We start from the raw sequence: 26,489 nt of genomic DNA on the forward strand, positions 1-26,489 counted from the left end.
TCTACAGCGACCTTTGCGCGTCTTAACAGACGCGCGGCGCTGTCGGGCCGGCCCTTCAAATTCTTGAGTGGCGCTCCGGTTCAGGCCGGGCGCACCAGAATGTGCTTCTTCTTGCCGAGCGACAGCTTGACGACATTGTCGGCGGTCACGTCGCCGGTGCCGATGATCCGACGCTCGTCGCTGACGGCCTCGTCGTTGATCCTGACGGCACCGCCCTGGACATGGCGACGAGCCTCGCCGTTGGAAGCGGCAAGACCGGCGCGTACGATCAGCGTCAGCAGGCCGAGGCCGGCTTCAAGCTCAGCAGTCGGGATCTCGACCGAGGGCAGGTCGGCGGCGAGCGCGCCTTCCTCGAAAGTCTTCCGAGCGGTCTCCGCCGCCTGCTCGGCGGCCGGTCGGCCGTGCAGCATGGCGGTGATCTCGGTTGCCAGGATCTTCTTGACCTCGTTGATCTCAGAGCCGCCAAGCTCGGAGAGCCGATCGATCTCGGCCATAGGCAGGGTCGTGTAGAGCTTCAGGAAGCGGGTGACGTCCGCATCCTCGGTGTTGCGCCAGTACTGCCAGAAGTCATAGGCCGACAGCATGTCCGGGTTCAGCCAGATGGCGCCGTTGACCGACTTGCCCATCTTTGCGCCCGACGAGGTGGTCAGAAGCGGCGAGGTCAGGGCATAGAGCTGCTCGGTGCCCATGCGGTGGCCGAGGTCGATGCCGTTGATGATGTTGCCCCACTGGTCCGAGCCGCCCATCTGCAGGCGGCAGCCGGTGCGCTTGTGCAGCTCGACGAAGTCGTAGGCCTGCAGGATCATGTAGTTGAATTCGAGGAAGGACAGCGACTGCTCGCGATCAAGCCGCGTCTTGACACTGTCGAAGGACAGCATGCGGTTGACCGAGAAATGACGGCCGACGTCGCGCAGGAATTCGAGGTAGTTGATGCCGAGCAGCCAGTCGGCGTTGTTGATCATCAACGCGTCCTTGGGGCCTTCGCCATAGCTGAGGTAGTTGGAGAACACCGTCTTGATGCTGGCGATGTTGGCGTCGATCGTCGCCGGCGTCATCAGCTGGCGAGCCTCGTCCTTGAAGGACGGGTCGCCGACCATGCCGGTGCCGCCGCCCATCAGCGAGATCGGCCGGTGGCCGGTCGCCTGCATCCAGTGCAGCATCATGATCTGGATCAGGCCGCCGGCATGCAGGCTCGGCGCCGTCGGGTCGAAGCCGATATAGGCCGTCACGGTTTCCTTCCGGAACAGTTCGTCCAGGCCAGTCTCGTCGGAGATCTGGTGGATGAAGCCACGCTCGCTGAGGGTGTGAAGGAAATCGGACTTGAAACCGGACATGATCTGTCTCTCTTGCGGGGGGAGTTTTTGAACGAACGGGCGTTTAGCACTGTTTTTGCGCATAATCACTTCAAAAGTGATTCTGGAAATATTGACCCGCATGACACAGACAAGAACCGCAATCGGCCTGATGAGTGGCACGAGCATGGACGGCATCGACGTGGCCCTGTTGCGAACCGACGGGGAGACCGTCGTCGAGCGCGGACCATCTGCCAGCTTTCCCTACGACGCGCAATTTCGGGATCGTTTGAAGCAGGGACTGGTCGAAGCGAAGGCGATCACGCAACGCGACCAAAGGCCGGGCGCCCTTGATCCGCTTGAGCGCGACCTGACGCTGCGACACGCAGAAGCGGTCAGGACCTTCCTCAAACAGAACAACCTGTCGGCGGCTGATATCGACGTGCTCGGCTTTCACGGACAGACCGTGCTGCACCGCCCAGACGAGGCCCTGACGGTGCAGATCGGCGACGGCGCGCTCCTTGCCGGAGAAACGGGCATCGATGTCGTCTACGACATGCGCGCCAACGACATGGAATATGGAGGGCAGGGTGCGCCGCTGATCCCCGCCTACCACGCAGCACTGGCGCGAGGCGCGGCCGGCCTTCCAGCACCGGTTGTCTTCGTCAACATCGGCGGCATTTCCAACCTGACCTTCATTGGCGAAGGCGAGACGCTCATTGCCTATGACAGCGGTCCCGGCAACACGCTGATCGACCAGTGGGTCGAAGCGCATGCCGGCATTCCCTTCGACCAGGGCGGCATGATCGCCAGCGAGGGAACGGTGCTGCCGGCGCTTGCCGAACGCTATCTCACCAATGCCTTCTTCACCGCGGCCACGCGCCGCTCGCTGGACCGGAACGATTTTGCACCACCGGCCGGAAGCGATGCCGGCCTTGCCGACGGCGCACGTACGCTTGCCCATGTCACGGCGGCAGCGATCATCAAATCGGCGGGGCACTTGCCACAGCGGCCAGTCACCTATGTCGTCTGCGGCGGCGGCCGGCTCAATCCCGTGATCATGCGTGACCTCGCTTCGCTTGCCGAAGTAGAGGGCGCGACAGTGCTTGCGGCGGAGGCGGTGGGCTTCAACGGCGATTCGATGGAGGCCGAGGCCTGGGCCTACCTCGCCGTGCGTGCCTTGCGAGGCCTGCCGCTTACCTATCCGGGAACGACGGGCGTGCGGCAACCGGTCAGCGGCGGCCGGCGCGCGGCAAGAACTTGAAGTTGATCTCGCGTTTCGCCATAAGTCCGTCATCCCAACGGATTAATCAAATTTTCGCAACAGCGAATTAGGATCTCAGCCGCTGCCACTGGAGGTGGCGAGGAGCGGCTTGGTGCCGCACGAGGGTTTCGGGTTCGTCGATGGGTGGTGCGATTTCTCTGCTGGCCGTGAATTTCATCATCGCGCAGATCTTCACGGCCGCATTTCTCATCATTGCCGCAAAGAGCCGGCAGCGGCGTGCGGCGCTCTGGTGCGCTGCCGGATTTGCCGTCGCCTCGCTTGCAGCCGTCTGCGAAACGATCGTTCCCTTTTCCTCGACCCCGCGGCTCTTTGCCGTCAGCGCCTTTGCCTGCGTGCTCGGCGGCTTCTGTCTTCTGCGTTTTGGCCTCGGCCTTTTCTATCAAGTGCCGGTGCGCGTGCCGTTGCTCGGCGCCTTCTTCGTCGCCGGCGTTTCCCTGGACCTGGCGATCTACGACCTGCCGAGAGGCACCTGGGAGCATGCGATCCCGTACCAGGCGCCCTTTGTCGTGATCCAGGCGTGGACGGCATCGGTCGTCCTTCGCTCCGGCCGTCGCACCTTCTTTGACTGGCTGTTGTTCGGCCTGCTGGCGCTCTCGGCCGCCTACTACCTCGTAAAGATCTATGCCGCGGTCGTCGCAGGCTCGGGCGTAACGGCCCAGGACTATGTTTCCAGCCCGTTTGCGCTCATCTCGCAGGCGCTCGGTGCGATCCTCATCGTCGGCGCCGGCCTTGCCATGCTCGGCGTGATGGTCAAGGAGATTGTCGACGACGCGCAGGCGCGCTCGGAAATCGACCTGCTCTCCGGCCTCTACAATCGCCGTGGCTTCATCGAACGGGTCATGCCGCTCCTGCACGCCCGCACCACCCAGACGCCGGGAACAGTCATTCTCGCCGACCTCGATCGCTTCAAGTTGGTCAACGACACCTATGGCCACCTCACGGGCGACGAAGTCATTCGCCGATTCGCCCGGGTGCTGATGGACGTGATGCCCAACCGCGCCGTCGCCGGCCGTCTCGGCGGCGAAGAGTTCGCGGTGTTTCTGCCCTGCACGGATCTATCCGAAGCGCGCGTCGTCGCCCACGGCATGCGTGCGGCGATCATGTCCCAGCAGATCGGCGGACTTCCGGAAGCAGCAAGGGTGACGGCGAGCTTCGGCGTCACGGCCGTCGGCATCGGCGAGGCGCTCGATCCGGTGATACAGCGCGCCGACGAGGCGCTCTATACAGCCAAGGCCAACGGTCGCAACCGTGTCGAATGTGCCGAAGCACCGACCACGGTCGTCAACCCAAGCGTTCCACACTGGATCGGGCGGTCATAGACGACCGGCGTCTAGGTGATGCATTTCTCTCGGAGAAACCGGAGGATGTCTTCGGTGAACTGGTGCGGGTTCTGCAGTATCGAAAAATGGCTGACCTCAGGCTGGATCAACAGGCCGGCCCCCGGAATGTTGTCGGCGATGAACAGCGTGTCGTCCCGTTTGATGGCTTCCTCATGGTCGCCATCCACCACCCAGACAGGGACCCGGATTTTCTGAAGGTCGTCGGCCGTGATGTTCGGCTGCGAAGTCCACATCGCCATCATCTCGTCGAAGAAGCGCTTAAATCCGCCTGGCGTCGACGACAGCAGGGTGTACTCTTCGCCCGTTCGCGCGATATAGGCGTTGAAGACGACGCTCTTGGTAAAATCGTGTGTTCCGGATGGATTGCTGTTCGCCCCGAAGGAAAAGACACCGGCTATGAGATCGGGATGCCGCATCGCCAGCAGGAGCCCGATAATCGCGCCGTCGCTCCAGCCGATGATAACCGCCTTTGGCAACCTCAGGTGAGCCATCAGTGCCATGACATCGCCTGCCATGAGATCATAGCTCATGCTCCCACTACCTCGGGAGCTGCGTCCGTGACCCCGGCTGTCCATCACGATGACCTGACAGGTTTTGGCGAGCTCCGTGACCTGAAGCCCCCAATAGTCGGAATTGCCGAGCCCGCCATGTAGCAAAATGACGGGAGCACCTGAACCATACACCGCGTGCCAGATCCTGGCGTCCGCGCGCTCGACAACACCCTCTCGTCCGCCAGCAGGAGGCTGCGGAGTGGCTGGCAGGGTTAGCCACCTCGGCTCGCACGCCGACACATTCGACACCTGCGGCATGGCTCCCTCCCGTGAATGCTGCTCGGCTCTGCCCCACCCAGACAGCCTAGACTTGCACTATACGCCGATCACACGGCGCTGAAACTCATCCTATCGGGTGAGAGTTGTTGCAGCCTTCGGGCGCACGACCATGGGGCGCATTTGTCCATAAAAAACGCCGCGCACCCGAAGGGGTACGCGGCGCTCCTGTACGTGGCCCGGGTGTTCAGCGAATACGCTTGGCGGCCGGCTCCGGTGTCAGTTCGCCGTTGAGGCGACGGTCGAGGTAGTCCTCGCATTCCGTCATCAGGCCTTCGACCTGGCCGTTGAAGAAGTGGTTGGCGCCGGGCACCGTCTTGTGGGTGATGAGAATGCCCTTCTGCGCCTTCAGCTTCTCGACGAGGCCGTTGACGTCCTTTTCCGGCGCGACCTTGTCGGAATCACCATTGATGATCAGGCCCGAGGACGGGCAGGGCGCGAGGAACGAGAAGTCGTAGATGTTCGGCTGTGGCGCGACGGCCATGAAGCCTTCGATTTCCGGGCGGCGCATCAGGAGCTGCATACCAATCCAGGCACCGAAGGAATAGCCGGCAACCCAGCAGCTCTTCGAATCCGGATGCAGGCTCTGCACCCAGTCGAGCGCCGATGCCGCATCCGAAAGCTCGCCGGCGCCGTGGTCGAATTCGCCCTGGCTGCGACCGATGCCGCGGAAGTTGAACCGGAGCGTGGTGAAGCCGCGCTTCTGGAACATATAGAAGAGCTGGTAGACGATCTGGTTGTTCATCGTGCCGCCGAACTGCGGGTGCGGGTGCAGGATGATGGCGATCGGCGCGCTCTTCTGCTTCGAAGGCTGATAACGGCCTTCGAGGCGGCCGGCGGGTCCGTTGAAGATGATTTCGGGCATTGGCTCTCCGGGAGTGTTCCTGGTTCGAATCTTGGGTTCAGATCGCGATGAGTCTTGACGAAAGCAGTCAGCTTTTCTAAAACCTAGTTTAGAACCGTTCAAAACTTCTGTGCGGGCATTCCGCCTTGTGCTTCGTCTCATAAGGCAAGCGGCGCGGAAAATTCAAGGAAAATGCATCGCCAGAGGTTGCGGGCCTGTGTCCTGTTGATCTAGCGAAGGAAATCATGTCGAGTTCACGCATCTATATGGACTGGAACGCCACGGCGCCGCTTCTGCCCGAAGCGCGCGAGGCTTGCCTGTCGGCGCTCGACCTCCTTGGCAACCCTTCTTCCGTTCACGGAGAGGGCCGCGCGTTGCGCACGCTGATCGAAAACGCCCGTCGCGACGTGGCAGCGCTCTGCGGCGCCAAGCCTGGCAGCGTCATCTTTACCAGCGGCGCCACGGAAGCGGCCAACCTGGTGCTTACGCCCGATTTCCGCATGGGCCGCACGCCGCTGAAGATCGGCCGGCTCTATGCCTCGGCGATCGAGCACCCGGCTGTGCGCGAAGGCGGACGCTTTCCGCGCGAAGCCCTCAGCGAAATCCCGGTGATTTCAGACGGCGTCGTCGATCTCCCGGTGCTGAGGGGGCTGTTATCCGCGCATGATCGCCAGCTCGGCTTGCCGATGGTTGCCGTCATGCTGGTCAACAACGAGACGGGCATCATCCAGCCGATCGCCGAGATCACCGAGATCGTTCGCGCCCATGGCGGCATTCTCGTCGTCGACGCGGTGCAGGCCGCCGGCCGCGTGCCGCTTTCGATTGAAGACCTCGGCGCCGATTTCCTGATCGTCTCTTCGCACAAGATCGGCGGCCCGAAGGGCGCCGGCGCGCTGGTGGCGCGCGGCGAGGTTATGATGCCCGCACCGCTGATCCGCGGCGGCGGACAGGAAAAGGGGCACCGTTCCGGGACTGAAAATCCGGTGGCGATTGCCGGCTTTGCAGCGGCCGCCCGGAAGGTCGGCGAAGATGTCGGCCAACGAATGGGCGTGGTCAGCGCGTTGCGCGACATGCTCGAAGGCGAGATGCTGGCCGCGGCAACCGACGTGGTTATTCACGGCCGCGACGTTTCGCGCGTTGGCAACACGATCTTCTTCACGCTTCCTGGCCTCAAGGCCGAGACCGGGCAGATTGCCTTCGATCTCGAAGGTGTGGCGTTGTCGGCGGGTTCCGCCTGCTCCTCGGGCAAGGTCGGGCAGAGCCACGTGCTGACGGCGATGGGTTACGATCCGCGCCAGGGCGCACTTCGGATCTCGATCGGCGAGGGCACGACACAGGCTGATATCGACCGTTGCGCCGCGGTCTTTGCAAAGGTAGCAGCAAGGAGACGGGCGCCCGGGCAAGCAGCCTGAGCGGAACGACCGGACGAAATTGCGGAAAAGCAATTTTCCGCTTGGCAAACAGGGTGAAAAGCGCCTTTTAGCCATTACATAAGCGGTGTGCCAAGCGCATCGTGTTGACAAGCTGCCGGACCTTGGATCCGGCAAGATTGGAGAACGACATGCCTGCCGTGCAGGAGACCATTGATCAGGTCCGTCAGATCGACGTTGACCAGTACAAATACGGTTTTGAGACGACCATCGAAGTCGAGAAGGCCCCGAAGGGTCTCTCGGAAGACATCATTCGCTTCATCTCCGAGAAGAAGAACGAGCCGGAATGGATGCTGGAATGGCGTCTTGAGGCCTATCGCCGCTGGCTGACGCTCGACGAGCCGACCTGGGCGCGCGTCAGCTATCCGAAGATCGACTTCAACGAGATCTACTATTACGCCGCTCCCAAGGGCGTGACGGGCCCGAAGTCGCTCGACGAAGTCGACCCCGAGATCCTCAAGGTCTACGAAAAGCTCGGCATTCCGCTGAAGGAACAGGAAATCCTCGCGGGCGTGCAGAAGTCGAAGATCGCGGTCGATGCCGTCTTCGACAGCGTCTCGGTCGTCACCACCTTCAAGGAAGAGCTGAAGAAGGCCGGCGTGATCTTCATGTCGATCTCCGAGGCGATCCGCGAGCACCCTGATCTCGTCAAGAAGTATCTCGGTTCCGTCGTTCCGACGACCGACAACTACTATGCGACGCTGAACTCCGCAGTCTTCACCGACGGCTCCTTCGTCTACGTGCCGAAGGGCGTTCGTTGCCCGATGGAACTGTCCACCTACTTCCGTATCAACGAGAAGAACACCGGCCAGTTCGAGCGCACGCTGATCATCTGCGAAGAGGGCGCCTACGTGTCCTATCTCGAAGGCTGCACCGCACCGCAGCGCGACGAGAACCAGCTTCATGCCGCCGTCGTCGAACTCGTTGCGCTCGATGACGCAGAGATCAAGTACTCGACGGTCCAGAACTGGTATCCGGGCGACAAGGAAGGCAAGGGCGGCATCTACAACTTCGTCACCAAGCGTGGCGATTGCCGTGGCAAGAACTCCAAGATCTCCTGGACGCAGGTCGAAACCGGTTCGGCGATCACCTGGAAGTATCCGTCCTGCATCCTGCGCGGCGACGGTTCGCGCGGCGAGTTCTACTCGATCGCGGTGTCCAACGGTCACCAGCAGATCGACAGTGGCACCAAGATGATCCACCTCGGCAAGAACACGTCGAGCCGCATCGTCTCCAAGGGTATTGCTGCCGGCGTCTCGGAAAACACCTATCGCGGCCAGGTTTCGGCCCACCGCAAGGCCGAGAATGCCCGCAACTTCACCCAGTGCGATTCGCTGCTGATCGGCGACAAGTGCGGCGCGCATACCGTTCCTTACATCGAGGCGAAGAACTCGACGGCACAGTTCGAGCACGAAGCCACGACGTCGAAGATTTCCGAGGACCAGCTGTTCTACTGCCTGCAGCGCGGCATCCCGACCGAAGCGGCGATCGCGCTGATCGTCAACGGCTTCGTCAAGGAAGTCATCCAGGAACTGCCGATGGAATTCGCCGTCGAAGCGCAGAAGCTGATCGGCATCTCGCTTGAAGGCTCGGTGGGCTAAGGCCCTGGACTGAAAATTGAATGGCGCGCACCGAGAGTTTGCGCGCGAACGAACGTTCGTTTCCCAAGAGGACGATAGAAATGCTTGAAATCAAGAACCTGCACGCCCGCATCGCCGAAGACGGCACCGAGATCATCCGTGGCCTGAACCTGACCGTGAAGGCCGGCGAAGTTGCCGCCATCATGGGCCCGAACGGCTCCGGCAAGTCGACGCTCTCCTACATCCTGTCGGGCCGCGAAGATTACGAAGTCACCGAAGGCGACATCCTCTACAACGGCGAAAGCATCCTGGAACTCGACGCGTCCGAGCGTGCGGCCAAGGGCATCTTCCTTGCCTTCCAGTACCCGGTCGAAATCCCGGGCGTTGCCACCATGCAGTTCCTGAAGGTGGCGATGAACGAACAGCGCAAGTATCGCGGTGAAGACGAGCTGACGACGCCGGAATTCATGCGCCGCGTCAAGGAAGCCGCTGCCGAGCTGAAGATCGCACCGGAAATGCTGCGTCGCCCGCTCAACGTCGGCTTCTCCGGCGGTGAGAAGAAGCGCGCCGAAATCCTGCAGATGTCGCTGCTCCAGCCGAAGCTTTGCGTGCTCGACGAAACCGACTCCGGCCTCGACATCGATGCGCTGAAGATCGTCGCCGACGGCGTCAACGCCCTGCGTTCGCCGGATCGCGCCGTCGTCGTCATCACCCACTACCAGCGCCTGCTCGACTACATCGTGCCCGACACGGTGCACGTCCTCTACAAGGGCCAGGTGATCAAGTCGGGCGACAAGACGCTGGCGCACGAACTCGAAGCCAACGGCTACGCGGATATCATCGAGGCCGCAGCTTAGAGCCTGTTGAAGGAGTGTTCGAATGAATATGCAACAGGCAATCAAGATGACGGCGGCCGAGACGGCGCTCGTCGACGCCTATACCGCGCAGATCGGCGATCTGCCGGGTGACGGTTCGGTGCTTTCGGTTCGCGACACGCTGGTGCACGAACTGAGGACTGCGGGTCTGCCGACCCGCCGTGTCGAATCCTGGCACTACACCGACCTGCGCACGCTGCTGCGCGCGGTGCCGGCTACCGATCCGACGGCTTTTGCCGATCGCGTCGACGCGCTGGTTCCGGGCTCGACGGTGTTTTCGGTCCGAAACGGCCAGGCCGAGGTCAAGGGCAACCTTCCCGAGGGCGTGACGGTGCGCTCCTATGTCGACAGCCTGCTCGACGGTTCGGCCACGGCCGGCCTCGCCGTGCTCGGCTTTGACGACGCGATCGGCCGCATCAACGGCGGTCTCGTGCGCGGCGGTCTCGAAATCGCCGTCGGCGATGATGCAACGGTCGAAAATCCGCTGGAAATTCAGCTGGTACAGAGTGTCGGCCAGGCGCATACGCGCTTCCCGGTGACGTTCGGCGCCAACGCCAAGGCAACCTTGATCGAGCGGCATCTGTCGACCAAAGACGGCGAGAGCTTCGTCTCCTCCGTTAGCGACATTACGCTCGCCGACGGTGCCGATGTCATCTGGATCATCCTGCAGCAGCAGGGCGCTGCCGATACCCATCTCGGCCAGATCCGCTTCGACCTCGGCAAGAATGCCAAGCTGCATCTCTTCGTGATCAACGCCGGCGGCAAGCTGGTGCGCCAGGAGATCCATGGCAAGACGAGCGGCGAGGGTGCGGATTTCAAACTGCGCGGCATCAACCTGCTCGGCGGCGAGAGCCACACGGACGTGACCTTCACGCTCGGCCACAACGTACCGCACACCACGTCGACGGAGATCATCCGCAACGTCGTGTTCGATCGTGCCAAGGGCGTGTTCCAGGGCAAGATCCTGGTTGCCAAGGACGCGCAGAAGACCGATGCGAAGATGGCATGCAACACGCTGCTTCTGTCCGACGACGCCGATCTCTCGGCGAAGCCTGAGCTGGAGATCTTCGCCGACGACGTGCAGTGCGGCCACGGTGCGACGGTTGCCGATATCGACCACACGCAGCTCTTCTACCTGATGGCGCGCGGTGTTCCGGAAAACAAGGCTCGGGCCATGCTCGTCAATGCCTTTGTTGCCGAGATCGTCGAAGAGCTGGAAGATGACGAGGCGCTGGTCGAGGCGCTGGAAGAGGTCATCTCGACCTGGCTCGACAAGCACGCCTGACGGGCTGTCTGCGTAATTCCTTAAATCGGCGTCGATTTGGGGTAAAATTGCGCAGGACTTCAACATGTTGCAGTGCGCTTAGCGCGTCCTCAGGGACGCGCGGCGACGTGGCGAAATTGGATTGAAGACATGGAACACTCTGTACCGGTGCCCGCCTACGACGTCGAAACGATCCGCAAGGATTTTCCGATCCTGTCGAAAACCGTCTACGGCAAGCCGCTCGTCTATCTCGACAACGGCGCATCGGCACAGAAGCCACAGGTCGTGATCGATGCGATCTCCCATGCCTATTCCAACGAATACGCCAACGTCCATCGCGGCCTGCATTTCCTGTCGAATGCCGCGACGGAAGCCTATGAGGCGGCACGCGAAAAGGTGCGCCGCTTCCTCAATGCCCCGTCGGTCGACAACGTCATCTTCACCAAGTCTTCGACCGAGGCGATCAACACGGTCGCCTATGGCTACGGCATGCCGAAGCTCGGCGAGGGCGACGAGATCGTGCTGTCGATCATGGAGCACCACTCCAACATCGTTCCCTGGCATTTCATCCGCGAACGCCAGGGCGCCAAGCTCGTCTGGATCCCGGTCGATGACGACGGCGCGTTGCACGTCGAAGATTTCGTCAAGTGCCTGACGGACAAGACCAAGCTCATCGCCATCACCCATATGTCGAATGCGCTCGGAACCGTTGTTCCGGTCAAGGAAATCTGCCGCATCGCCCGCGAGCGCGGCATCCCTGTACTCGTCGACGGCAGCCAGGGCGCCGTGCACATGCCGGTCGACGTCCAGGACATCGATTGCGACTGGTACGTGATGACCGGCCACAAGCTCTACGGCCCCTCCGGTGTCGGTGTGCTCTACGGCAAGACGGACCGGCTGAAGGAGATGCGACCGTTCCTCGGCGGCGGTGAGATGATCGAGGTGGTGACCGAGGATTATGTTACCTACAACGATCCGCCGCACCGCTTCGAGGCCGGCACGCCCCCGATCGTGCAGGCAATCGGCCTTGGCTATGCGCTTGATTACATGGACAAGCTTGGTCGTGCAGCGATCCAGGCGCATGAAGCCGATCTGACGGCCTATGCGCGCGAGCGCCTCTCGTCGGTCAATTCGCTGCGGGTCTTCGGCAACACGCCCGACAAGGGCAGCATTTTCGCCTTCGAGCTTGCCGGCATTCATTCGCACGATGTGTCGATGGTGATCGACCGTGCCGGTGTCGCTGTTCGCGCCGGTACCCATTGCGCCCAGCCGCTCTTGAAACGTTTCGGCGTGACCTCCACATGCCGTGCATCCTTCGGGCTCTACAACACACGGGCCGAGGTCGATGCGCTGGTCGACGCGCTGGAGCATGCACGAAAGTTCTTCGCCTAAGAAGTTTGTAAAAGGTTCAGGGATTTATCCCAATCTGCTGAACCACTAGAGAAAGTCCAGGAGGCCGACATGAGCCTTGATGCAACGGAAGAAAAGGTCGACGTCCGCGAGGGCATCGTGCATTCGGCGATCCCAACCGAAGAGATTGCGCGCCTCAGCGACGACATCATCGCGGCGCTGAAGACCGTCTACGACCCGGAAATCCCGGCCGACATCTTCGAACTCGGTCTCATCTACAAGATCGACATCGAAGACGACCGCATGGTCAAGATCGACATGACGCTGACAGCACCCGGCTGCCCGGTGGCGGGCGAGATGCCGGGCTGGGTCGAGAACGCCGTCGGCGCCGTCGAGGGCGTCTCGGGTGTGGAGGTCAAAATGACCTTCGATCCGCCGTGGACGCCGGACCGCATGTCAGAGGAAGCACAGGTCGCCGTCGGGTGGTACTGAGCCTCGCGTATTGATCCGTTAAGGCACGGATACTACATTTGATTCTGTAAGGCGCCGGGCCTTTACCCCGGTGACGACAAGGAGAATGAGCCCATGGGCTTTGCCGTGATGAGCCTGACCGATGCCGCTGCCGGCCGCGTGCGCGCGATCGTCGAGAATTCCGGCGCCGATGCCAAGGGCATTCGCGTCGGCATCAAGAAGGGTGGCTGCGCCGGCATGGAGTATGCCGTCGATCTCGTGACCGAGCCGAACCCCAAGGACGACCTGATCGAGCATCAGGGCGCCAAGGTCTGGATTGCGCCGGAAGCCGTGCTCTATCTGCTCGGCACGCAGATGGATTTCGAAGTGACGACGCTGCGCTCCGGATTCACCTTCCACAATCCCAACCAGACATCCGCCTGCGGATGCGGCGAATCGGTCGAGCTGAAGCCGGCCGATCTGGCCGCGCTTGCGGCACAGGGTGACGCCGTAGTGCGCGCCAACTGAGTTTTACCATTCCTTCAATTGAATAGGTCGGCCCGGTTTTCGCCGGGCCTTTTTTCTGCTGAGATACACATCTATGGAATAGGGAGAGGGACATGGCGGCGTTGAACGAAGATCTCGTCTTCAAGGCGCTCTACGAAACGTTTCCCGATCCCGTGATCATCATCGACGCCGAGCGGATCATCCGTTCCGCGAACAATGCAGCACTTCGCCAGTTCGGTTATCCGGCCGCGGAGTTCATCGACAGATCCGTGCGCCTGATCTACGCGACCGATGCGGAATATGCCAAGCGCCTGCAGAACCGGGCGGCGCGCGTGGACGAAACCGCCCCCCGGACTTCGAACTATCTTTATATCAGGCGTGACGGCTCGACATTTTCCGGACATCTGCGCACCACGCCCCTGATCAACGACCAAGGCGAGGAACTGGCGCTTATCGGTATCATCAGAGACGTTTCGGACCTGACCGAAGCGGTGAGCGAACGGCAGAAGGCTTCCGAGATGCTGAATGCGGCCCTCGAAGCAATGCCTGAAGGCTTTGCCATCTTCGACAGGGAGGAACGGCTGGTCGTCTATAACAGGGCCTATCAGGCGATCTGCGGGCCTGCCGGTCCAGCACTCAAGCCCGGCATCACCGCCGAGGAAATCCTGCTCTTGGCGCGCCAGGGCGGTCACTACCCGGACGCCTTGCCGGGGACGCGCGAAGGCAACGAATGGATCGCCTCGCGTCTGCGCGATTTCCGCTATCCGGACGGAAAGCCGAAGATTCACCGCTATGCCGACGACCGCTGGCTGAGGGTGGAGAACATCAAGGCCAAGGATGGCAACACGGTCGTCGCGCGTGTCGATGTCACGGATCTGAAGCGCGCCGAGCTCGCGCTCGAGCGGCAACGGCAGGAACTGGAACACAAGAACGAGGCACTCGATCAGTTCACCGCCACCGTTTCCCACGATCTCAAGGCGCCGCTTCGGCACATCTCGATGTTCTCCGAGATGATCGAAGACGACATCAAGGCAGGCAATCAGACCGAACTTGCGGAAAATGCCCGGCACCTGCGCGACAGCGTCCGGCGGATGAACCGCGTGGTCGACAGCCTGCTCGACTATGCGCAGATCGCGCATCGCATCACCGACTGGACCCAGGTGCGGCTGAGCGACGTCGTCTCGGAGACGTTGACGATTCTCGCCGGTGACGCAAACGACGCAAACGCAACCTTCGAGGTAGGCCCACTGCCGGAACTGGAAGGGGATCCCGAGCTGCTGCGCCGCCTGGTCCAGAACCTCGTCGGCAATGCGATCAAGTACCGGCACGCCGACCGCCCCCCGGTCATCCGCATCCACGGCAGCGTTTTGCACCAAACGGTGGAACTGGTCGTAGAGGACAACGGCATCGGCATCGATCCGCGGTTTGCGACGCGCATCTTCGAAGTGTTCCAGCGGCTGCACAAGGATGAGACGGTCTATGGCGGCACGGGAATCGGCTTGTCGCTCGCCAAACGCATCGCCGAAAGCCATGGCGGTTCGATCTGCCTTGACACGAGCTTCCGAGAAGGCGCACGTTTCATCGTGTTGCTTCCGAGGTGGCTGAGGAAGGCGAAGTAGGGCGGAACAAGGTGACCTCGACGCCAAAGCGATTGCTCTTGGTGGAAGACGACGCGCACGATGCGCGTTTCGTGATGCGCGCCTTTGCCCAGATCGACAAATCGATCGAACTCGTCCTGGTGACCGACGCGGACGAGGCCGTGGAACAGCTCTCCAGCGGGCACTTCGACTACATGCTGATGGATATCAAGCTGCCCGGCAGCGATGGGATCGAGCTCCTAAGGCGCGTGCGCAAGAGCCGTGCCACTGCGCTCATCCCGATCATCGTGCTGACGTCCTCGATCAATCCGGCCGACGTGCTTCACTGCTACAGTGCCGGCGCCAATGCCTATGCGGCAAAGCCGTCCTCGGTCATCGCATATCGTCGCTTCGCCGAGGCGTTCATTCGCTTCTGGGTCGAAAGTACAATCCTGCCACCGGGCATGAGCGCGCGCCGATAGGTCAGCTGTCTTCACGCCGTCGTATTACACGCCACGTTTTTTGGGGAATGGGGTCGAGCGCACAGGCGCGCATCCGTCCGGGCGCAGCCGCGCCGGAGAAAACAACCGGCGGAGCATTGCTGCTCCGCCGGTCGATGTCGTTACTCTGCGGCTTCCGCGTAGCTTTCGAGCGGCGGGCAGGTGCAGACGAGGTTGCGGTCACCGAAGACGTTGTCGACACGATTGACCGGCGACCAGTACTTGTCGACCCGGAAGGCGCCCGGCGGGTAGCAGGCCTGCTCACGCGAATAGGGGCGATCCCATTCGCCGACCAGGTCTTCGACCGTGTGCGGAGCGTTCTTCAGCGGGTTATTGGTCTTGTCCATGCGACCTTCCTCGATCGCACGGGCTTCCTCGCGGATGGCAAGCATTGCCTCGCAGAATCGGTCGATCTCGGCCTTGGTTTCCGATTCGGTCGGCTCGATCATCAGAGTTCCGGCAACCGGCCAGCTCATGGTCGGGGCGTGAAAACCGCAGTCGATCAGGCGCTTGGCGACGTCGTCAACGGTCACGCCGGCGCTTTCGACCAGCGGACGGGTGTCGATGATGCATTCATGCGCGACACGCCCCTTCGACGACTTGTAGAGCACCTCGTAGGCGCCCTTCAGCCTTGCTGCGATGTAGTTGGCGTTGAGGATCGCCACCTTCGTCGCCTGGGTCAGGCCTTCGCCACCCATCATCAGGCAGTAGCTCCAGGAGATCGGCAGGATCGAGGCCGAGCCGAAGGGAGCAGCCGAAACCGCGCCGTCCTGGCCGTCCGTTTCCGGGTGGCCGGGCAGGTATGGCGCCAAATGCGCCTTCACGCCGATCGGGCCCATGCCGGGACCGCCGCCGCCGTGCGGAATGCAGAAGGTCTTGTGCAGGTTGAGATGGCTGACGTCGGAACCGATGTCGCCGGGGCGGGCAAGGCCGACCATGGCGTTCATGTTGGCGCCGTCCATGTAGACCTGGCCACCGTGCTTGTGCACGATCTCGCAGACCTCACGCACGTTCTCCTCGAACACGCCGTGCGTCGAGGGGTAAGTGATCATGCAGCACGAGAGATTTTCGGCATACTGCTCGGCTTTCGCACGGAAATCATCCATGTCGATGTCGCCGTTTTCGCTGACCTTGATGACGACCACCTTCATGCCGGCCATCTGGGCCGACGCGGGGTTGGTGCCGTGCGCCGAGGTCGGGATGAGGCAGACGTCGCGATGGGCGTTGCCCTGCGCAAGGTGGTATGCACGGATCGTCAGGAGACCGGCATATTCGCCCTGTGCACCGGAGTTCGGCTGCATGGAGATCGCGTCATAGCCGGTGACGGCGCAGAGCTTCTCCGACAGGTCCTCGATCATGTGCTGGTAGCCAGCCGCCTGATCCTTCGGCACGAAGGGATGGATCTCCGAGAATTCCGGCCAGGTGATCGGCAGCATCTCGGCGGTCGCGTTCAGCTTCATCGTGCACGAGCCGAGCGGGATCATCGCCCGATCGAGCGCCAGGTCGCGGTCCGACAGACGGCGGATGTAGCGCGTCATCTCGCTCTCGGCGCGGTTCATGTGGAAGATCGGGTGCATCAGGTATTCGCTGGTGCGCAGCAGCGGCTGCGGCAGGCGGTACCCCGGCTCGAACTCTTCCACCTTGAAGTCGCCACCGAAGGCGCGCCAGACGGCTTCGAGCGTGACGGGGCGCGAGCGCTCGTCGAGGCTGATGCCGATCTTGGTCTCGCCGATCTTGCGCAGGTTCACTTCCTCGGCGACTGCGGTCTTGAGGATGATGCCCTGCAGCTTGCCGACTTCGACGGTGATCGTGTCGAAAAACACATCGGGCTCGACCGTGTAGCCGAGCTTTTCGAGGCCCATGGCGAGACGAACGGTCTTCTGGTGAACGCTCTGGGCGATCGCCTTGATGCCCTTCGGTCCATGGAAGACGGCGTACATCGAGGCCATGACGGCGAGCAAAACCTGCGCGGTGCAGATGTTCGACGTCGCCTTTTCGCGGCGGATGTGCTGTTCGCGGGTCTGCAGCGACAGGCGATAGGCGCGGTTGCCGCGCGCATCGACCGAGACGCCGACGAGACGGCCGGGCATCGAGCGCTTGTGTGCATCCTTGACGGCCATATAGGCCGCATGCGGACCCCCATAGCCGACCGGAACGCCGAAGCGCTGAGTGCAGCCGATGGCGATATCGGCGCCCATTTCGCCAGGCGACTTCAGAAGCGCCAGCGCCAGCGGATCGGCGGCAACGGTCGCGATAGCGCCAGTCTGGTGCAGACGGGCAATCAGGCCGGTGAAGTCGTTCACATGGCCGTAGGTGCCCGGATACTGGAAGATCGCGCCGAAGACGTCGACCGGATCGAGATCGGCGAAGGGATTGCCGATGACAATCTGCCAGCCGAGCGGCTCGGCGCGGGTCTTCAGAAGCGCGATCGTCTGCGGATGGCAGTTTTCGTCGACGAAGAAGGTCTTGGCCTTCGACTTCGAAACGCGCTCGGCCATCGCCATCGCTTCAGCGGCTGCGGTCGCTTCATCGAGAAGCGACGCGTTGGCAACGTCGAGGCCAGTCAGGTCGCAGACCATGGTCTGGTAGTTGAGCAGCGCTTCGAGGCGGCCCTGGCTGATTTCCGGCTGGTAGGGCGTATAGGCCGTGTACCAGGCCGGGTTTTCCAGGATGTTGCGCTGGATGACTGGCGGCGTGATCGTGCCGTAGTAGCCCTGGCCGATCAGCGACACGAGCTTCTGGTTGCGGTTGGCCGTTTCGCGCATCTTGTCGAGCGCCTCGCGCTCGGTCATCGGCGCGCCCCAGGCAAGCGGCGTTTTCTGGCGGATCGACGGCGGCACGGTGTCGTCGATCAGCGCATCGAGCGTCGGGTAACCGACGACCTTCAGCATCTCGTCCATTTCGGCCGGCGACGGACCGATATGACGCCGATTGGCGAAGTCATACGGCTTGTAGTCCGTAAACGTGAAATCCTTGGGCATGCTCATCAGGCGACGAGCTCCTTGTAGGCCGCTTCCTCAAGGAGGGCATCGGCATCGCTGGGGTTGGCAAGCTTCAGCTTGAAGAACCAGGCAGCACCCTGCGGGTCGCTGTTGACGAGCGACGGGTCGTCGACGATCGCCTGGTTCACTTCGACGATTTCGCCGTCAAGCGGACAATAGACGTCGGAAGCTGCCTTGACGGATTCGACGGTGGCGGCGCTATCGCCCTTGGCAAAGTTCGAGCCGGTTTCCGGCAGTTCAACGAAGACGAGATCGCCGAGCTGGCCGGCGGCATGCTCGGTGATGCCGACGGTTGCGACACCAGCTTCGATTTTCAGCCACTCGTGTTCCTCAGTGAACTTCAACATGTGCGCTCTCTCCTGATCAGCGTTTGTAGGTTTGTTTGACGAAGGGAAGGGCGGCGACCGCCACCGGCAGGTACTTGCCGCGCACTTCCGCAAAAAGGGTGGTGCCGTTCTCGATATGGCCGGCATCGACATAGCCCATGGCGACCGGGCCATCGACCGAGGGGCCGAAGCCACCCGAGGTCACCTGGCCGACCGGGGTCTTGCCCTCGGCATCGGCAAAGAGGTTAGCGCCGCCGCGAACCGGCGCGCGTCCCTCGGGCTTCAGGCCGACGCGGCGGCGCGACGCGCCAGTGGCGAACTGGCCGAGGATACGATCGGCACCGGGAAAACCACCTTCGCGGGCGCCACCGGCGCGGCGCGCCTTCTGCAGTGCCCATTCGAGCGCCCCTTCGACCGGGGTCGTGGTGGTGTCGATGTCGTTGCCATAGAGACAAAGACCGGCTTCAAGGCGCAGCGAATCGCGGGCGCCAAGGCCGATCGGCTTCACATCGGGATGTTCGAGCAGGCGCTGGGTGACATCGACGGCGGAGGCAACGGGAATGGAGATCTCGAAACCGTCTTCGCCGGTATAGCCCGAGCGGGAAATGATGCACGTGACGTCATGCAGGTCGGCTTCGGCGACGTCCATGAAGCGCATGGCGGAGACATCAGCCCAGAGTTCTCCGAGCACGGCTTCGGCGTGCGGGCCCTGAAGCGCGATCAGCGCGCGATCGTCGAGCATCGTCACGTCGCAGGTATCGGAGAGACCGGCCTTCAGGAGCTCGAAGTCGGCGTCCTTGCAGGCGGCGTTGACGACGAGGAAGAGATGGTCGCCGCGGTTGGTGATCATCAGGTCGTCGAGGATGCCGCCTTCGGCATTGGTGAAGAGGCCATAACGCTGGCGGCCCTCGGCAAGGCCGAGCACATCGACCGGCACCAGCTTTTCGAGCGCCAGGGCCGCGTCCTCGATCTTGCCGGACTTCGGCCGAACGATGACCTGGCCCATATGCGATACATCGAAGAGACCGGCAGCAACACGGGTGTGCTGGTGTTCCTTCATCACGCCATCGGGGTACTGCACCGGCATGTCGTAACCGGCAAAGGGTACCATGCGCGCGCCCAGCGAAAGGTGCAGCGCATGCAGCGGCGTCTGTTTCAAATGAGGATTGTTTTCCAAATCCGGCCTCCAGGTCTGGCGCTCCCGCGCCGGCTCACACTTCCGGCGTCAATCGCCGTCGATTCGAGCCCCCTCTGTCCCTTTGCCTGAGATTGTTATCCCTTCGGCGAGCGTAAAAACGCTTCTCTCCAGAGTCCTACCGGCACCTTGCTGGTCCTTTGGCCTGAGAGTTTCCGGGGCGGTTGCTCCTTCGGCACCGGAGTGAACCGGCTTCTCCCAACAAGATCGTCTCCAGATAACGGCGAAGGCCAGAGCTTGGCAAGGGGGCGGTGTCGCGCCGAAACACATTTTTGTCGCATGACCAAAAGACGCAGCCGGGCAGGGTGCGGCAATTCTGCCTTTGCATTCTTCTCCGGTTGAGGATAACCCAAGACAGATACCGGGGATAACCATGACAGGGCGCGACGGAAAATTCGGGATAGCAGTGCGGCTGATCGCCGTCTTTGCGCTCGTTTTCCTGACCTTTGCCCACAAGCCGCTCAGCGCCAAGACGCTCAGCCCGGCCGAAATTTCCGCCTATCAGCTGCCTGACGGAACGATCGCCGAAATCTGCTTCGGCATGGATGGCGTCGACCATGAAAGCGGCAAGGGCCAGGCGATGGCCCCGGTCTGCGAGGCCTGCCGTCTTTCGGGCTCTATCCTGCTGCCGGCTCCGCCAACCGAGAACGTTCGCGCCGAAACGGGCGCCTGGCAGGTTTCGACAGCTGTCGCTGAATACGCGACGCCCCATCAGCATCTGCGGTTGCTGCCGCCTTCGCGCGGGCCTCCGGCGCGTTCGTAATTCTCCTCTCGCATCCCAATACAATTTGCCGCGTTCAAGCGGCTTGGACCACCGGACATCGGGCAAAGCCCGGCGCGTGGTCAGGAGATTACGACATGACAAAGACCAGGATCGTTTCGCTTTCGCTCGGCCTTACCCTTGCCGCAAGCGGCATCGCCCACGCCCATGCCACCTTCGAGAAAGACACGGCGCCGGTGGAAACCACCTTCAAGGCGGTGCTGCAGGTTCCGCATGGCTGCGACGGCAAGCCGACGACGGAAGTACAGATCAAGCTGCCGGAAGGCTTCGTCTTCGCCCAACCGCAGCCGAAGCCCGGCTGGGAAATCGAGATCATCAAGGGCGATTACCAGAAGACCTATGACAATCACGGCAAGAAGGTCTCGTCCGGCCCACTGGAGATCCGGTGGAAGGGCGGCAATCTTCCCAACGAATACTACGACACCTTTGTCGTGCGCGGTAAAGTCTCGGGCTTCGACAAGGAGACTGTGCTGGCCTTCCCGACCACGCAGCTTTGCGGCACCGAAGGCAAGGTCGTCTGGGACCAGGTGGCTGCCGAGGGCCAGAACGCACATGACCTGAAAAGCCCGGCACCGACCGTAACGGTGACGATGGCCGATGCCGCCGATCCGCACGCCGGCCATGGCGGACATATGGCTGCGGCCGGCGGCTCGGCGAGGGTCGGCGATCTCGATATCTCCGGTGGCTCGGTGAAGGCCATGCTGCCGGGCGCCAAGGTCGGCGGCGGCTTCCTGACGATCAAGAACGGTGGGGCAGGTGAAGACCGGCTCGTTGCTGTCGAGAGCCCTGCGGCCGCGCGTGTCGAGATCCACGAGATGAAGATGGAAAACGACGTGATGCGGATGCGCAAGCTCGACGACGGCGTGGCATTGCCGGCCGGCGAAACGGTGGAGCTCAAGGCCGGCGGCCTGCACCTGATGTTCATGGACGTGAAGACGCCCTTCAAGGAAGGCGATACGGTTCCCGTCACGCTCGTCTTCGAAAAGGCCGGCAAGGTCGATGCAACGTTCCCGGTCGGCTCGGCAAAGGGCGGTGAGGCAGCCGGCGGCCAAAAGCATCATTGACCCGAGAAATCGCGATTCCGCCTCAGGCGGCGTCGCTTTCATCCTCCTGGCCGGCAGGCTCATCCTGCCGGCCTTCGTTTTCCTGCTTCTCGGAACCACCGTCGTCATCGCGCATGAATTCGAGATAGCGGCGCAGGGCTTCGGCTTCCGAGCGCTCCGGCAGACGGCCGTCGGCCGTGGCCAGCATGAAGGAGAGGGGCAGGGCGCCTTTGGTCTTCGGGATCGAGACCGGCGTCAACTTGGGCTCTTCGGTGCGCCGCGCCGAGAGCAACGTGATCGCTTCATCGGTCGGACCGTCGCCACGCACACGTGCAGACGGCTTCAGCGCTTCCGCCGCATAAGCCGCCGTCGTTGCGGATACTGTGACGACCTGTGTCACGTTTTCTCTGCCTTCCCGTTAGCAATCCATTCTTGTCGCTCAGTTTCACCTGAAGGCGGGTAAAAACTGGTGGTTGCATTTTAGGAAAACTCTAACGATGGTCACTGCGAGCGGTGCGAAGCGGGGCGGAACACCACTAATACTTGCGCGATCGCTAAAGTTAAAACACACTCGTTCTAATAGAAACGGGGAGGCTGTCATGACTGAGCGAAGCATGCTGGAATTCAGGGTGCGGGCCCTTTATCTCGCCCGCGATGTCAACGACCTCGACACCATGATGGCGCAACTCGATCCGAACTTCAGCTTCCGCATCGTGGGAAGCGGCAGGCTCGGCACGTTGGCACTGGCCGTCAACACGCCGGAAACAGTGCGCGACAGTTTCTCGACGCTCGTCAAGAACTGGGACCTGAGCGAGATGGAGATGGTCGGCTGCTATGCCGATGGCGATACCGTCATCGTCCACCGCGCCGGCTTTGTTCGCTTCATCCCGTCGCAGACCCGCGAGCGAACCGAAATCATCGACAAGTTCACGTTCCGGGACGATCGGATCGTCGACCTTACGGAGTTCGTCGATACCCTGTTTGTCGCCGAAACGATCGGGCTGCTGAACGAGCCGGCCGTTGCCTAATCCTCCTCGGCGCTCGACAAGATGAGCTTTTGAACCGCCGGCTCCTGGGAGCGAATGGCGTTCATCAACACCGCTAGGCGACCCCGTAGGCTGTGGACCTGGTCGAGCAGTTGCATGGCCACGTCGACGCCGTTGTCATTGACCCCCATGGGGCCCGTCAGATCCTGGATCAGACGCGCGCGCGCAAGGTCGGCATCCTCGAACAGCCAGCCGGCGTCAGCCTCCTGGGGCATCAGCCAGCGCTGCTCGACCCAGATGCGCAGAACCTTGACCTCGATATCGAGATGTTCGCAAAATTCACGGTCGTTCATAGGTCATCCTCCCATGCCCTTGCGCGGATCTTCCGTCTTGCCGGCGGCCCAGCCTTCGACGAAGGCGGAAAGCGCCGGGTCGGGGGCCTGCGGCAGCACGATCTTCAGGCTGACATAGGCATCGCCATGGCCACCGCCCGGCTTGTGCAGTCCCTTGCCCTTCAGCCGCAGCGTCTTGCCCGTGTTGGTGTGCGGAGCGATCGAAACGTTCACGGCACCATCGATCGTCGGAACGCGGATCTTGCCGCCGAGCACGGCCTCGCTCAGCGATATCGGCACCTCGTAGCGCACGTCGTCACCATCCGTGGCAAAGAGCGGATGCGGGCGGACGCGAATGTCGATCAGCGCGTCGCCAGCCGGTGCGCCGTCGCGACCCGGTTCTCCCTTGCCGCGCAGCCTCAGCGTCTGGCCATCGCGCGTGCCGGGCGGAATGGTCAGGTCGAGCGCCGGTCCGCCGCCGGGCAGGGTGATCTGGGTCTTGGTGCCGTTGGCCGCGTCGAGAAATGCGATCTCCATCGAGAAATGGGTATCGCGACCGCGCTGGCGCTGCTGCTGCCCGCCCGCGCGCCGTGAAAAGAAGCTCGAAAAGATATCGTCCGCTTCGGCAAAATCAGAAAAGCCATGCGCGCTTTCGTAACGTGCCCCTGCATCGCCTGATTGGGCATAGTCGCGGTAGTAGTGCCGGGGCGGCGTTTCCGCTCCGGTCTCGTCGATCTCTCCGCGATCGTATTTTCCGCGTTTGTCTTCGTCTCCAAGCAAGGAATAGGCCGCTGAAACCGCCTTGAAGCGGTCCTCCGCGCCCTTGTCTCCCGGATTGAGATCCGGGTGCAGCTTCTTGGCAAGCTTGCGATAGGCGCTCTGGATGTCCTTTTGCGTCGCGTCGCGGCTGACACCGAGCGTTTCGTATGGGCTCGTCATGCGATCTCCTTTGGGCGAGCGCGGATCGACCACGTTCCCCGAGCCTTGCCGGGCCGGCGCGTGCGTCTTCAATCGCTCGCCTAAAAGCATAGAGCAGATTTGCGCCCGCGACAGGGGCGAGACGCCGCGCGAACTCCACCATTTCGCGAATGAGAGCGGTCTGCTACAATCCGCCGCGCAAATGCACGCTTAAGGGGCGTAGCGCCCCGAAGCTTCGGGAGGTCGAAATGTCCGTCCGCCTGCAACTCGCGATCATGGTCGGCCTGATGATCAACGCCATCCTGTTCGCCATCGGGATCCTGATCGTTCTGTCGGTACCGGCCCTCACGGCCAACGCCAAATATGCGATCCCGATCGTGGTCGTCAGCTGTTTCCTCGTCACGCCGTTCATCGCCTGGATCATGGCGCCGCGACTTCGGCTGCAGTACTGGAGAGAGCGCGAACAGACCGACCGGCAGCGCCCGATCTAGGCGGGCTATTCATCCATTGTTGACCGTGTCCGGATTGCCGCCCCATAGCGGGCGGCAATCGTTGAAGATTGCATCTTCAACGATCATAGATTTTGTTATACCACCATTTCAGTACTTGTTTTCTAACCGGCTCCGCCTCAGATTCTCCCAAGTCTCAAGGACATAGCCGGCATGCAGGCCAGAAGGGGACTTCATGAGAACGATCGTATTGTTGCTTGCGCTCACCACGCTGGCCGCCTGTTCACAAACCTACAATGGTCCGCCGCGGGTCGTCGGCGGTGATGGCGACTACTACCAGGGCATCGTCGCGCCGCGGTAAGTGCCGGCGTCAGAATCGGTCATCGGGCGATCGCTCAGGCGGGGCATGCCGGTCAGGTCTCGGCCTTGACTGCGTGCCGGGATGGGGCTGATCAAGTCCGATCGGCTTTCCACGTCCAGCTGCCATCCTCCCGGCAATCCAGGAAGGCGCCGTAAAGGTCGCGTGTATCGCCTTCCTCGCCGTTGTTGATGCAGGTGATCGAACTCTGGCGGAGAAGGCGCAGGGTGTTGCGCAAGGCCTCACGACCAAGCGTTGCCTCGATCCGGTCGAGAAACACATACCGTGGCCTGGCGAGAAGCACCTTGGCGAGGGCCAGGAGCTGCTGGTCGCCCAAGGACATATCCCGATCCTGTTCCTTCTCCAGCCCCTCGGCACCATCGGCGAGCCCATCGAGACCGAGGCTGCGCAAGACATTGAGCACCTGGCTATCGGAGATGCCTTCGGAACTTCCAGGCGGCAGAAGATATTGCCGAAGAGGACCCGGCGGCAGATAGGGTCGTTGCGGCAGAAACATCAGACTTTCCGGGCGCTCGATCCGCCCGGTGCCGGCGGTCGGAATTCCCGCGGTGGCCCGGAAGAGCGCAGCCCCCGCGGCCGCATGCGGCCCTGAGATCAGCACAGGCGTTCCCATTGGGATCGACAGCGACAGATCGCGAAGCAATGGGTGGGTGACTGCCGATCCCAGCGTTACCTGGTCAAAGGCCAGATCGCCGTCTTGCTTCACCAGTTCGATGCTCGAGACGCTGCTTTTTCGGCTTTCCTCGATCGCCTCCAGCAAGGCGCTCAGTCGAGAAACGACGACGGCGAAATTCGAGATCGAGTTGAACTGCCTGACGATCAGCGAGAATGCGCCGACAAGCATGGCGAAGGCTGCACCTGATTGGGTAATCACCCCAAACTCGATTTCGCCGCGCATGAAAGCCGGAGCGATGATCAAATCCGGGATGATCTGGATCATCCAGTTGTAGCCGCTGGTAAAAAAGGCCAGGTTGCGATTGACGGCGGTAATCGTCAAGATGTTGACGACCAAGGCATCGAGGCGATCTAGCAATCGCGTCTTCTGCTGCCCCTCGACGCTGGTCACCATCACCGCTTCTGCGTTTTCGCGCAGGTGCATGAGGCTCGACCTCAAGTTCGCCTCCCTGTCGAGCCGCTCATAGTTCAGGCCGATCAGCGGCCGACCGAGCACGATCGTCATATACGAGCCGCAGGCGGCATAGAAAACAGCGACGACAAAGAGCAGCGGGCTGATCGACCAGAGCACGCCTGAGAACGTCACCACCGTCAGCGTGCTGCTGAACAGCATGATGATGTAGGAAAGCGTGGTGACGGTGAACGCCTGGATGTCCTCCGATATCCGCTGGTCCGGATTGCTTAGCGTCCCCGAGACTTCCACGCGATAATAGGTCTCCTCCTCCAAATAGAGATCGACGGCGCGTCTCGTCATGAATTCACGCCACAGCAGCGCCAGCCGTTCTTCGACAAAACGTGCGATAACACCGGTGACGGTGAGAACGGCAAAGACGCAGACGTAGAAAACCGCTTGCCGAATGAACTCGTTCATCTGGCGCTCGGCGATCGCCGTCATAAAGTTTCGGCCGACGTAGTTGTTGACGACGTTGAGGCCGTTCAGACCGAAAAGCAGCGCAATAAGCCCGGCAAACATCAACTTGGCACGGCCTCCGACCTCGGAGGTCAGCAGCATCCGGACAGCCCGTGCGAAGCGAAGTGCGGTTGTTCTGATCGGCACTGGCTGGCTGTCCATCAGAGTACCTTTGTTGCTTTGGCCGTCAGAGCCAGCCGCCGGAGAAGCCTGCCCGTCGCAATCCTACCACCATCGGCTCGCAGCGGCGCATGATGTTCCACAGCAGGCCGGTCCTGTAGTTCTCGATCATCAGCACCACGGGGCCTTGGTCGATGCCGAAATGATAGGGGCTGACCCACCAGCCGGATTCGGTTCCTTCCGCCGGAAAGC

The 26,489-nt window shown here is 62.0% G+C and carries 27 protein-coding genes and 1 riboswitch; of the genes, 16 read left to right on the top strand and 11 right to left on the bottom strand.

Annotation, left to right across the window (positions count from 1 at the left end; genetic code table 11):
* Window positions 1–80 precede the first annotated feature (80 nt).
* Window positions 81–1,334 (bottom strand): tyrosine--tRNA ligase, encoded by a 1,254-nt coding sequence (gene tyrS / locus IB272_RS09855; RefSeq protein WP_034794357.1) that lies wholly within the window; start codon window positions 1,332–1,334, stop codon window positions 81–83.
* 100 nt (window positions 1,335–1,434) lie between these two features.
* Here tyrS and IB272_RS09860 point away from each other — a divergent pair, with 100 nt between their 5' ends.
* Both IB272_RS09860 and IB272_RS09865 read left to right on the top strand, forming a co-directional pair.
* Window positions 1,435–2,556, top strand: coding sequence for an anhydro-N-acetylmuramic acid kinase (locus IB272_RS09860; RefSeq protein ID WP_113135731.1), 1,122 nt, complete (start codon window positions 1,435–1,437; stop codon window positions 2,554–2,556).
* Between the two features lie 140 nt (window positions 2,557–2,696).
* On the top strand, window positions 2,697–3,896 hold the full coding sequence (locus tag IB272_RS09865) for a GGDEF domain-containing protein (protein ID WP_060585115.1): 1,200 nt from the start codon (window positions 2,697–2,699) through the stop codon (window positions 3,894–3,896).
* An 11-nt stretch (window positions 3,897–3,907) separates the two neighbouring features.
* Here the strand turns inward: IB272_RS09865 and IB272_RS09870 are convergent, their stop codons facing one another.
* Both IB272_RS09870 and IB272_RS09875 read right to left on the bottom strand, forming a co-directional pair.
* Entirely contained in the window at window positions 3,908–4,726 is an 819-nt protein-coding gene (locus tag IB272_RS09870; RefSeq protein ID WP_060585117.1) for an alpha/beta hydrolase, read from the bottom strand.
* A 205-nt stretch (window positions 4,727–4,931) separates the two neighbouring features.
* The gene (locus tag IB272_RS09875; RefSeq protein ID WP_034794344.1) at window positions 4,932–5,609 is read right to left on the bottom strand and encodes an alpha/beta hydrolase; all 678 of its coding nucleotides are present in this window, start codon (window positions 5,607–5,609) and stop codon (window positions 4,932–4,934) included.
* A gap of 224 nt (window positions 5,610–5,833) precedes the next feature.
* Here IB272_RS09875 and IB272_RS09880 point away from each other — a divergent pair, with 224 nt between their 5' ends.
* From IB272_RS09880 to IB272_RS09920, 9 genes are all read left to right on the top strand, one after another.
* Complete coding sequence (locus IB272_RS09880) at window positions 5,834–7,000, top strand: cysteine desulfurase family protein (protein ID WP_060585119.1); 1,167 nt, start codon at window positions 5,834–5,836, stop codon at window positions 6,998–7,000.
* Between the two features lie 149 nt (window positions 7,001–7,149).
* Window positions 7,150–8,619: a Fe-S cluster assembly protein SufB gene (sufB, locus tag IB272_RS09885; protein ID WP_060585120.1), complete on the top strand. Its 1,470-nt coding sequence runs from the start codon at window positions 7,150–7,152 to the stop codon at window positions 8,617–8,619.
* Window positions 8,620–8,699: 80 nt separating this feature from the next.
* Window positions 8,700–9,455, top strand: a complete 756-nt coding sequence (gene sufC / locus IB272_RS09890) for a Fe-S cluster assembly ATPase SufC (RefSeq protein WP_034794631.1) — start codon at window positions 8,700–8,702, stop codon at window positions 9,453–9,455.
* A gap of 22 nt (window positions 9,456–9,477) precedes the next feature.
* Window positions 9,478–10,758, top strand: a complete 1,281-nt coding sequence (gene sufD, locus IB272_RS09895; protein ID WP_060585122.1) for a Fe-S cluster assembly protein SufD — start codon at window positions 9,478–9,480, stop codon at window positions 10,756–10,758.
* A gap of 129 nt (window positions 10,759–10,887) precedes the next feature.
* Window positions 10,888–12,129, top strand: coding sequence for a cysteine desulfurase (locus IB272_RS09900; RefSeq protein ID WP_034794323.1), 1,242 nt, complete (start codon window positions 10,888–10,890; stop codon window positions 12,127–12,129).
* A gap of 69 nt (window positions 12,130–12,198) precedes the next feature.
* Entirely contained in the window at window positions 12,199–12,579 is a 381-nt protein-coding gene (locus IB272_RS09905; RefSeq protein WP_034794321.1) for an SUF system Fe-S cluster assembly protein, read from the top strand.
* 93 nt (window positions 12,580–12,672) lie between these two features.
* Window positions 12,673–13,065, top strand: a complete 393-nt coding sequence (gene sufA / locus IB272_RS09910; RefSeq protein ID WP_034794319.1) for a Fe-S cluster assembly scaffold SufA — start codon at window positions 12,673–12,675, stop codon at window positions 13,063–13,065.
* 92 nt (window positions 13,066–13,157) lie between these two features.
* The gene (locus IB272_RS09915) at window positions 13,158–14,663 is read left to right on the top strand and encodes an ATP-binding protein (protein WP_060585124.1); all 1,506 of its coding nucleotides are present in this window, start codon (window positions 13,158–13,160) and stop codon (window positions 14,661–14,663) included.
* An 11-nt stretch (window positions 14,664–14,674) separates the two neighbouring features.
* Complete coding sequence (locus IB272_RS09920) at window positions 14,675–15,103, top strand: response regulator (RefSeq protein WP_162733011.1); 429 nt, start codon at window positions 14,675–14,677, stop codon at window positions 15,101–15,103.
* 140 nt (window positions 15,104–15,243) lie between these two features.
* Here IB272_RS09920 and gcvP read toward each other — a convergent pair whose 3' ends face one another.
* Genes gcvP through gcvT form a run of 3 tightly spaced genes read right to left on the bottom strand, consistent with a single transcriptional unit; the run spans window position 15,244 to window position 19,626 of the window.
* On the bottom strand, window positions 15,244–18,108 hold the full coding sequence (gcvP, locus tag IB272_RS09925) for an aminomethyl-transferring glycine dehydrogenase (protein ID WP_060520767.1): 2,865 nt from the start codon (window positions 18,106–18,108) through the stop codon (window positions 15,244–15,246).
* Entirely contained in the window at window positions 18,108–18,470 is a 363-nt protein-coding gene (gene gcvH / locus IB272_RS09930; protein ID WP_034794310.1) for a glycine cleavage system protein GcvH, read from the bottom strand. The genes gcvP and gcvH overlap by 1 nt, the downstream gene beginning before the upstream one ends.
* Window positions 18,471–18,486: 16 nt before the next feature.
* A complete protein-coding gene (gcvT, locus tag IB272_RS09935) occupies window positions 18,487–19,626 on the bottom strand; it encodes a glycine cleavage system aminomethyltransferase GcvT (protein WP_060585129.1) in 1,140 nt (379 codons plus the stop codon).
* 141 nt (window positions 19,627–19,767) lie between these two features.
* A riboswitch (glycine riboswitch) is annotated at window positions 19,768–19,855 on the bottom strand.
* Between the two features lie 162 nt (window positions 19,856–20,017).
* On the opposite strand from gcvT, the gene IB272_RS09940 reads away from it, so the two are divergent.
* Both IB272_RS09940 and IB272_RS09945 read left to right on the top strand, forming a co-directional pair.
* On the top strand, window positions 20,018–20,407 hold the full coding sequence (locus tag IB272_RS09940; protein WP_060585131.1) for a hypothetical protein: 390 nt from the start codon (window positions 20,018–20,020) through the stop codon (window positions 20,405–20,407).
* A gap of 95 nt (window positions 20,408–20,502) precedes the next feature.
* The gene (locus IB272_RS09945; protein ID WP_060585134.1) at window positions 20,503–21,489 is read left to right on the top strand and encodes a copper chaperone PCu(A)C; all 987 of its coding nucleotides are present in this window, start codon (window positions 20,503–20,505) and stop codon (window positions 21,487–21,489) included.
* A 22-nt stretch (window positions 21,490–21,511) separates the two neighbouring features.
* Here IB272_RS09945 and IB272_RS09950 read toward each other — a convergent pair whose 3' ends face one another.
* Entirely contained in the window at window positions 21,512–21,868 is a 357-nt protein-coding gene (locus tag IB272_RS09950; RefSeq protein ID WP_034794298.1) for a hypothetical protein, read from the bottom strand.
* A 199-nt stretch (window positions 21,869–22,067) separates the two neighbouring features.
* Between IB272_RS09950 and IB272_RS09955 the strand changes: the two genes are divergently transcribed.
* Complete coding sequence (locus IB272_RS09955) at window positions 22,068–22,496, top strand: nuclear transport factor 2 family protein (protein WP_060585136.1); 429 nt, start codon at window positions 22,068–22,070, stop codon at window positions 22,494–22,496.
* Here the strand turns inward: IB272_RS09955 and IB272_RS09960 are convergent.
* On the bottom strand, window positions 22,493–22,807 hold the full coding sequence (locus IB272_RS09960) for a chaperone modulator CbpM (RefSeq protein ID WP_060520771.1): 315 nt from the start codon (window positions 22,805–22,807) through the stop codon (window positions 22,493–22,495). The genes IB272_RS09955 and IB272_RS09960 overlap by 4 nt on opposite strands.
* A gap of 3 nt (window positions 22,808–22,810) precedes the next feature.
* Complete coding sequence (locus IB272_RS09965) at window positions 22,811–23,725, bottom strand: J domain-containing protein (RefSeq protein ID WP_060585138.1); 915 nt, start codon at window positions 23,723–23,725, stop codon at window positions 22,811–22,813.
* Window positions 23,726–23,952: 227 nt separating this feature from the next.
* Between IB272_RS09965 and IB272_RS09970 the strand changes: the two genes are divergently transcribed.
* Both IB272_RS09970 and IB272_RS35365 read left to right on the top strand, forming a co-directional pair.
* Window positions 23,953–24,195: a hypothetical protein gene (locus IB272_RS09970; RefSeq protein WP_113135730.1), complete on the top strand. Its 243-nt coding sequence runs from the start codon at window positions 23,953–23,955 to the stop codon at window positions 24,193–24,195.
* A 193-nt stretch (window positions 24,196–24,388) separates the two neighbouring features.
* Window positions 24,389–24,514: a hypothetical protein gene (locus tag IB272_RS35365; RefSeq protein ID WP_255380881.1), complete on the top strand. Its 126-nt coding sequence runs from the start codon at window positions 24,389–24,391 to the stop codon at window positions 24,512–24,514.
* A gap of 91 nt (window positions 24,515–24,605) precedes the next feature.
* Here IB272_RS35365 and IB272_RS09975 read toward each other — a convergent pair whose 3' ends face one another.
* Both IB272_RS09975 and IB272_RS09980 read right to left on the bottom strand, forming a co-directional pair.
* Window positions 24,606–26,264 carry an SbmA/BacA-like family transporter gene (locus IB272_RS09975; protein WP_348646780.1) on the bottom strand — a complete coding sequence of 553 codons (1,659 nt, stop codon included), beginning with the start codon at window positions 26,262–26,264 and terminating at the stop codon, window positions 24,606–24,608.
* Window positions 26,265–26,304: 40 nt separating this feature from the next.
* The coding region (locus IB272_RS09980) for a glucoamylase family protein (RefSeq protein WP_281435506.1) at window positions 26,305–26,489 on the bottom strand (185 nt) is incomplete at its 5' end.

It is taken from the genome of Ensifer sp. ENS08, from assembly GCF_014852195.1.
GTDB classification, from domain to species: Bacteria; Pseudomonadota; Alphaproteobacteria; order Rhizobiales; family Rhizobiaceae; genus Ensifer; species Ensifer adhaerens.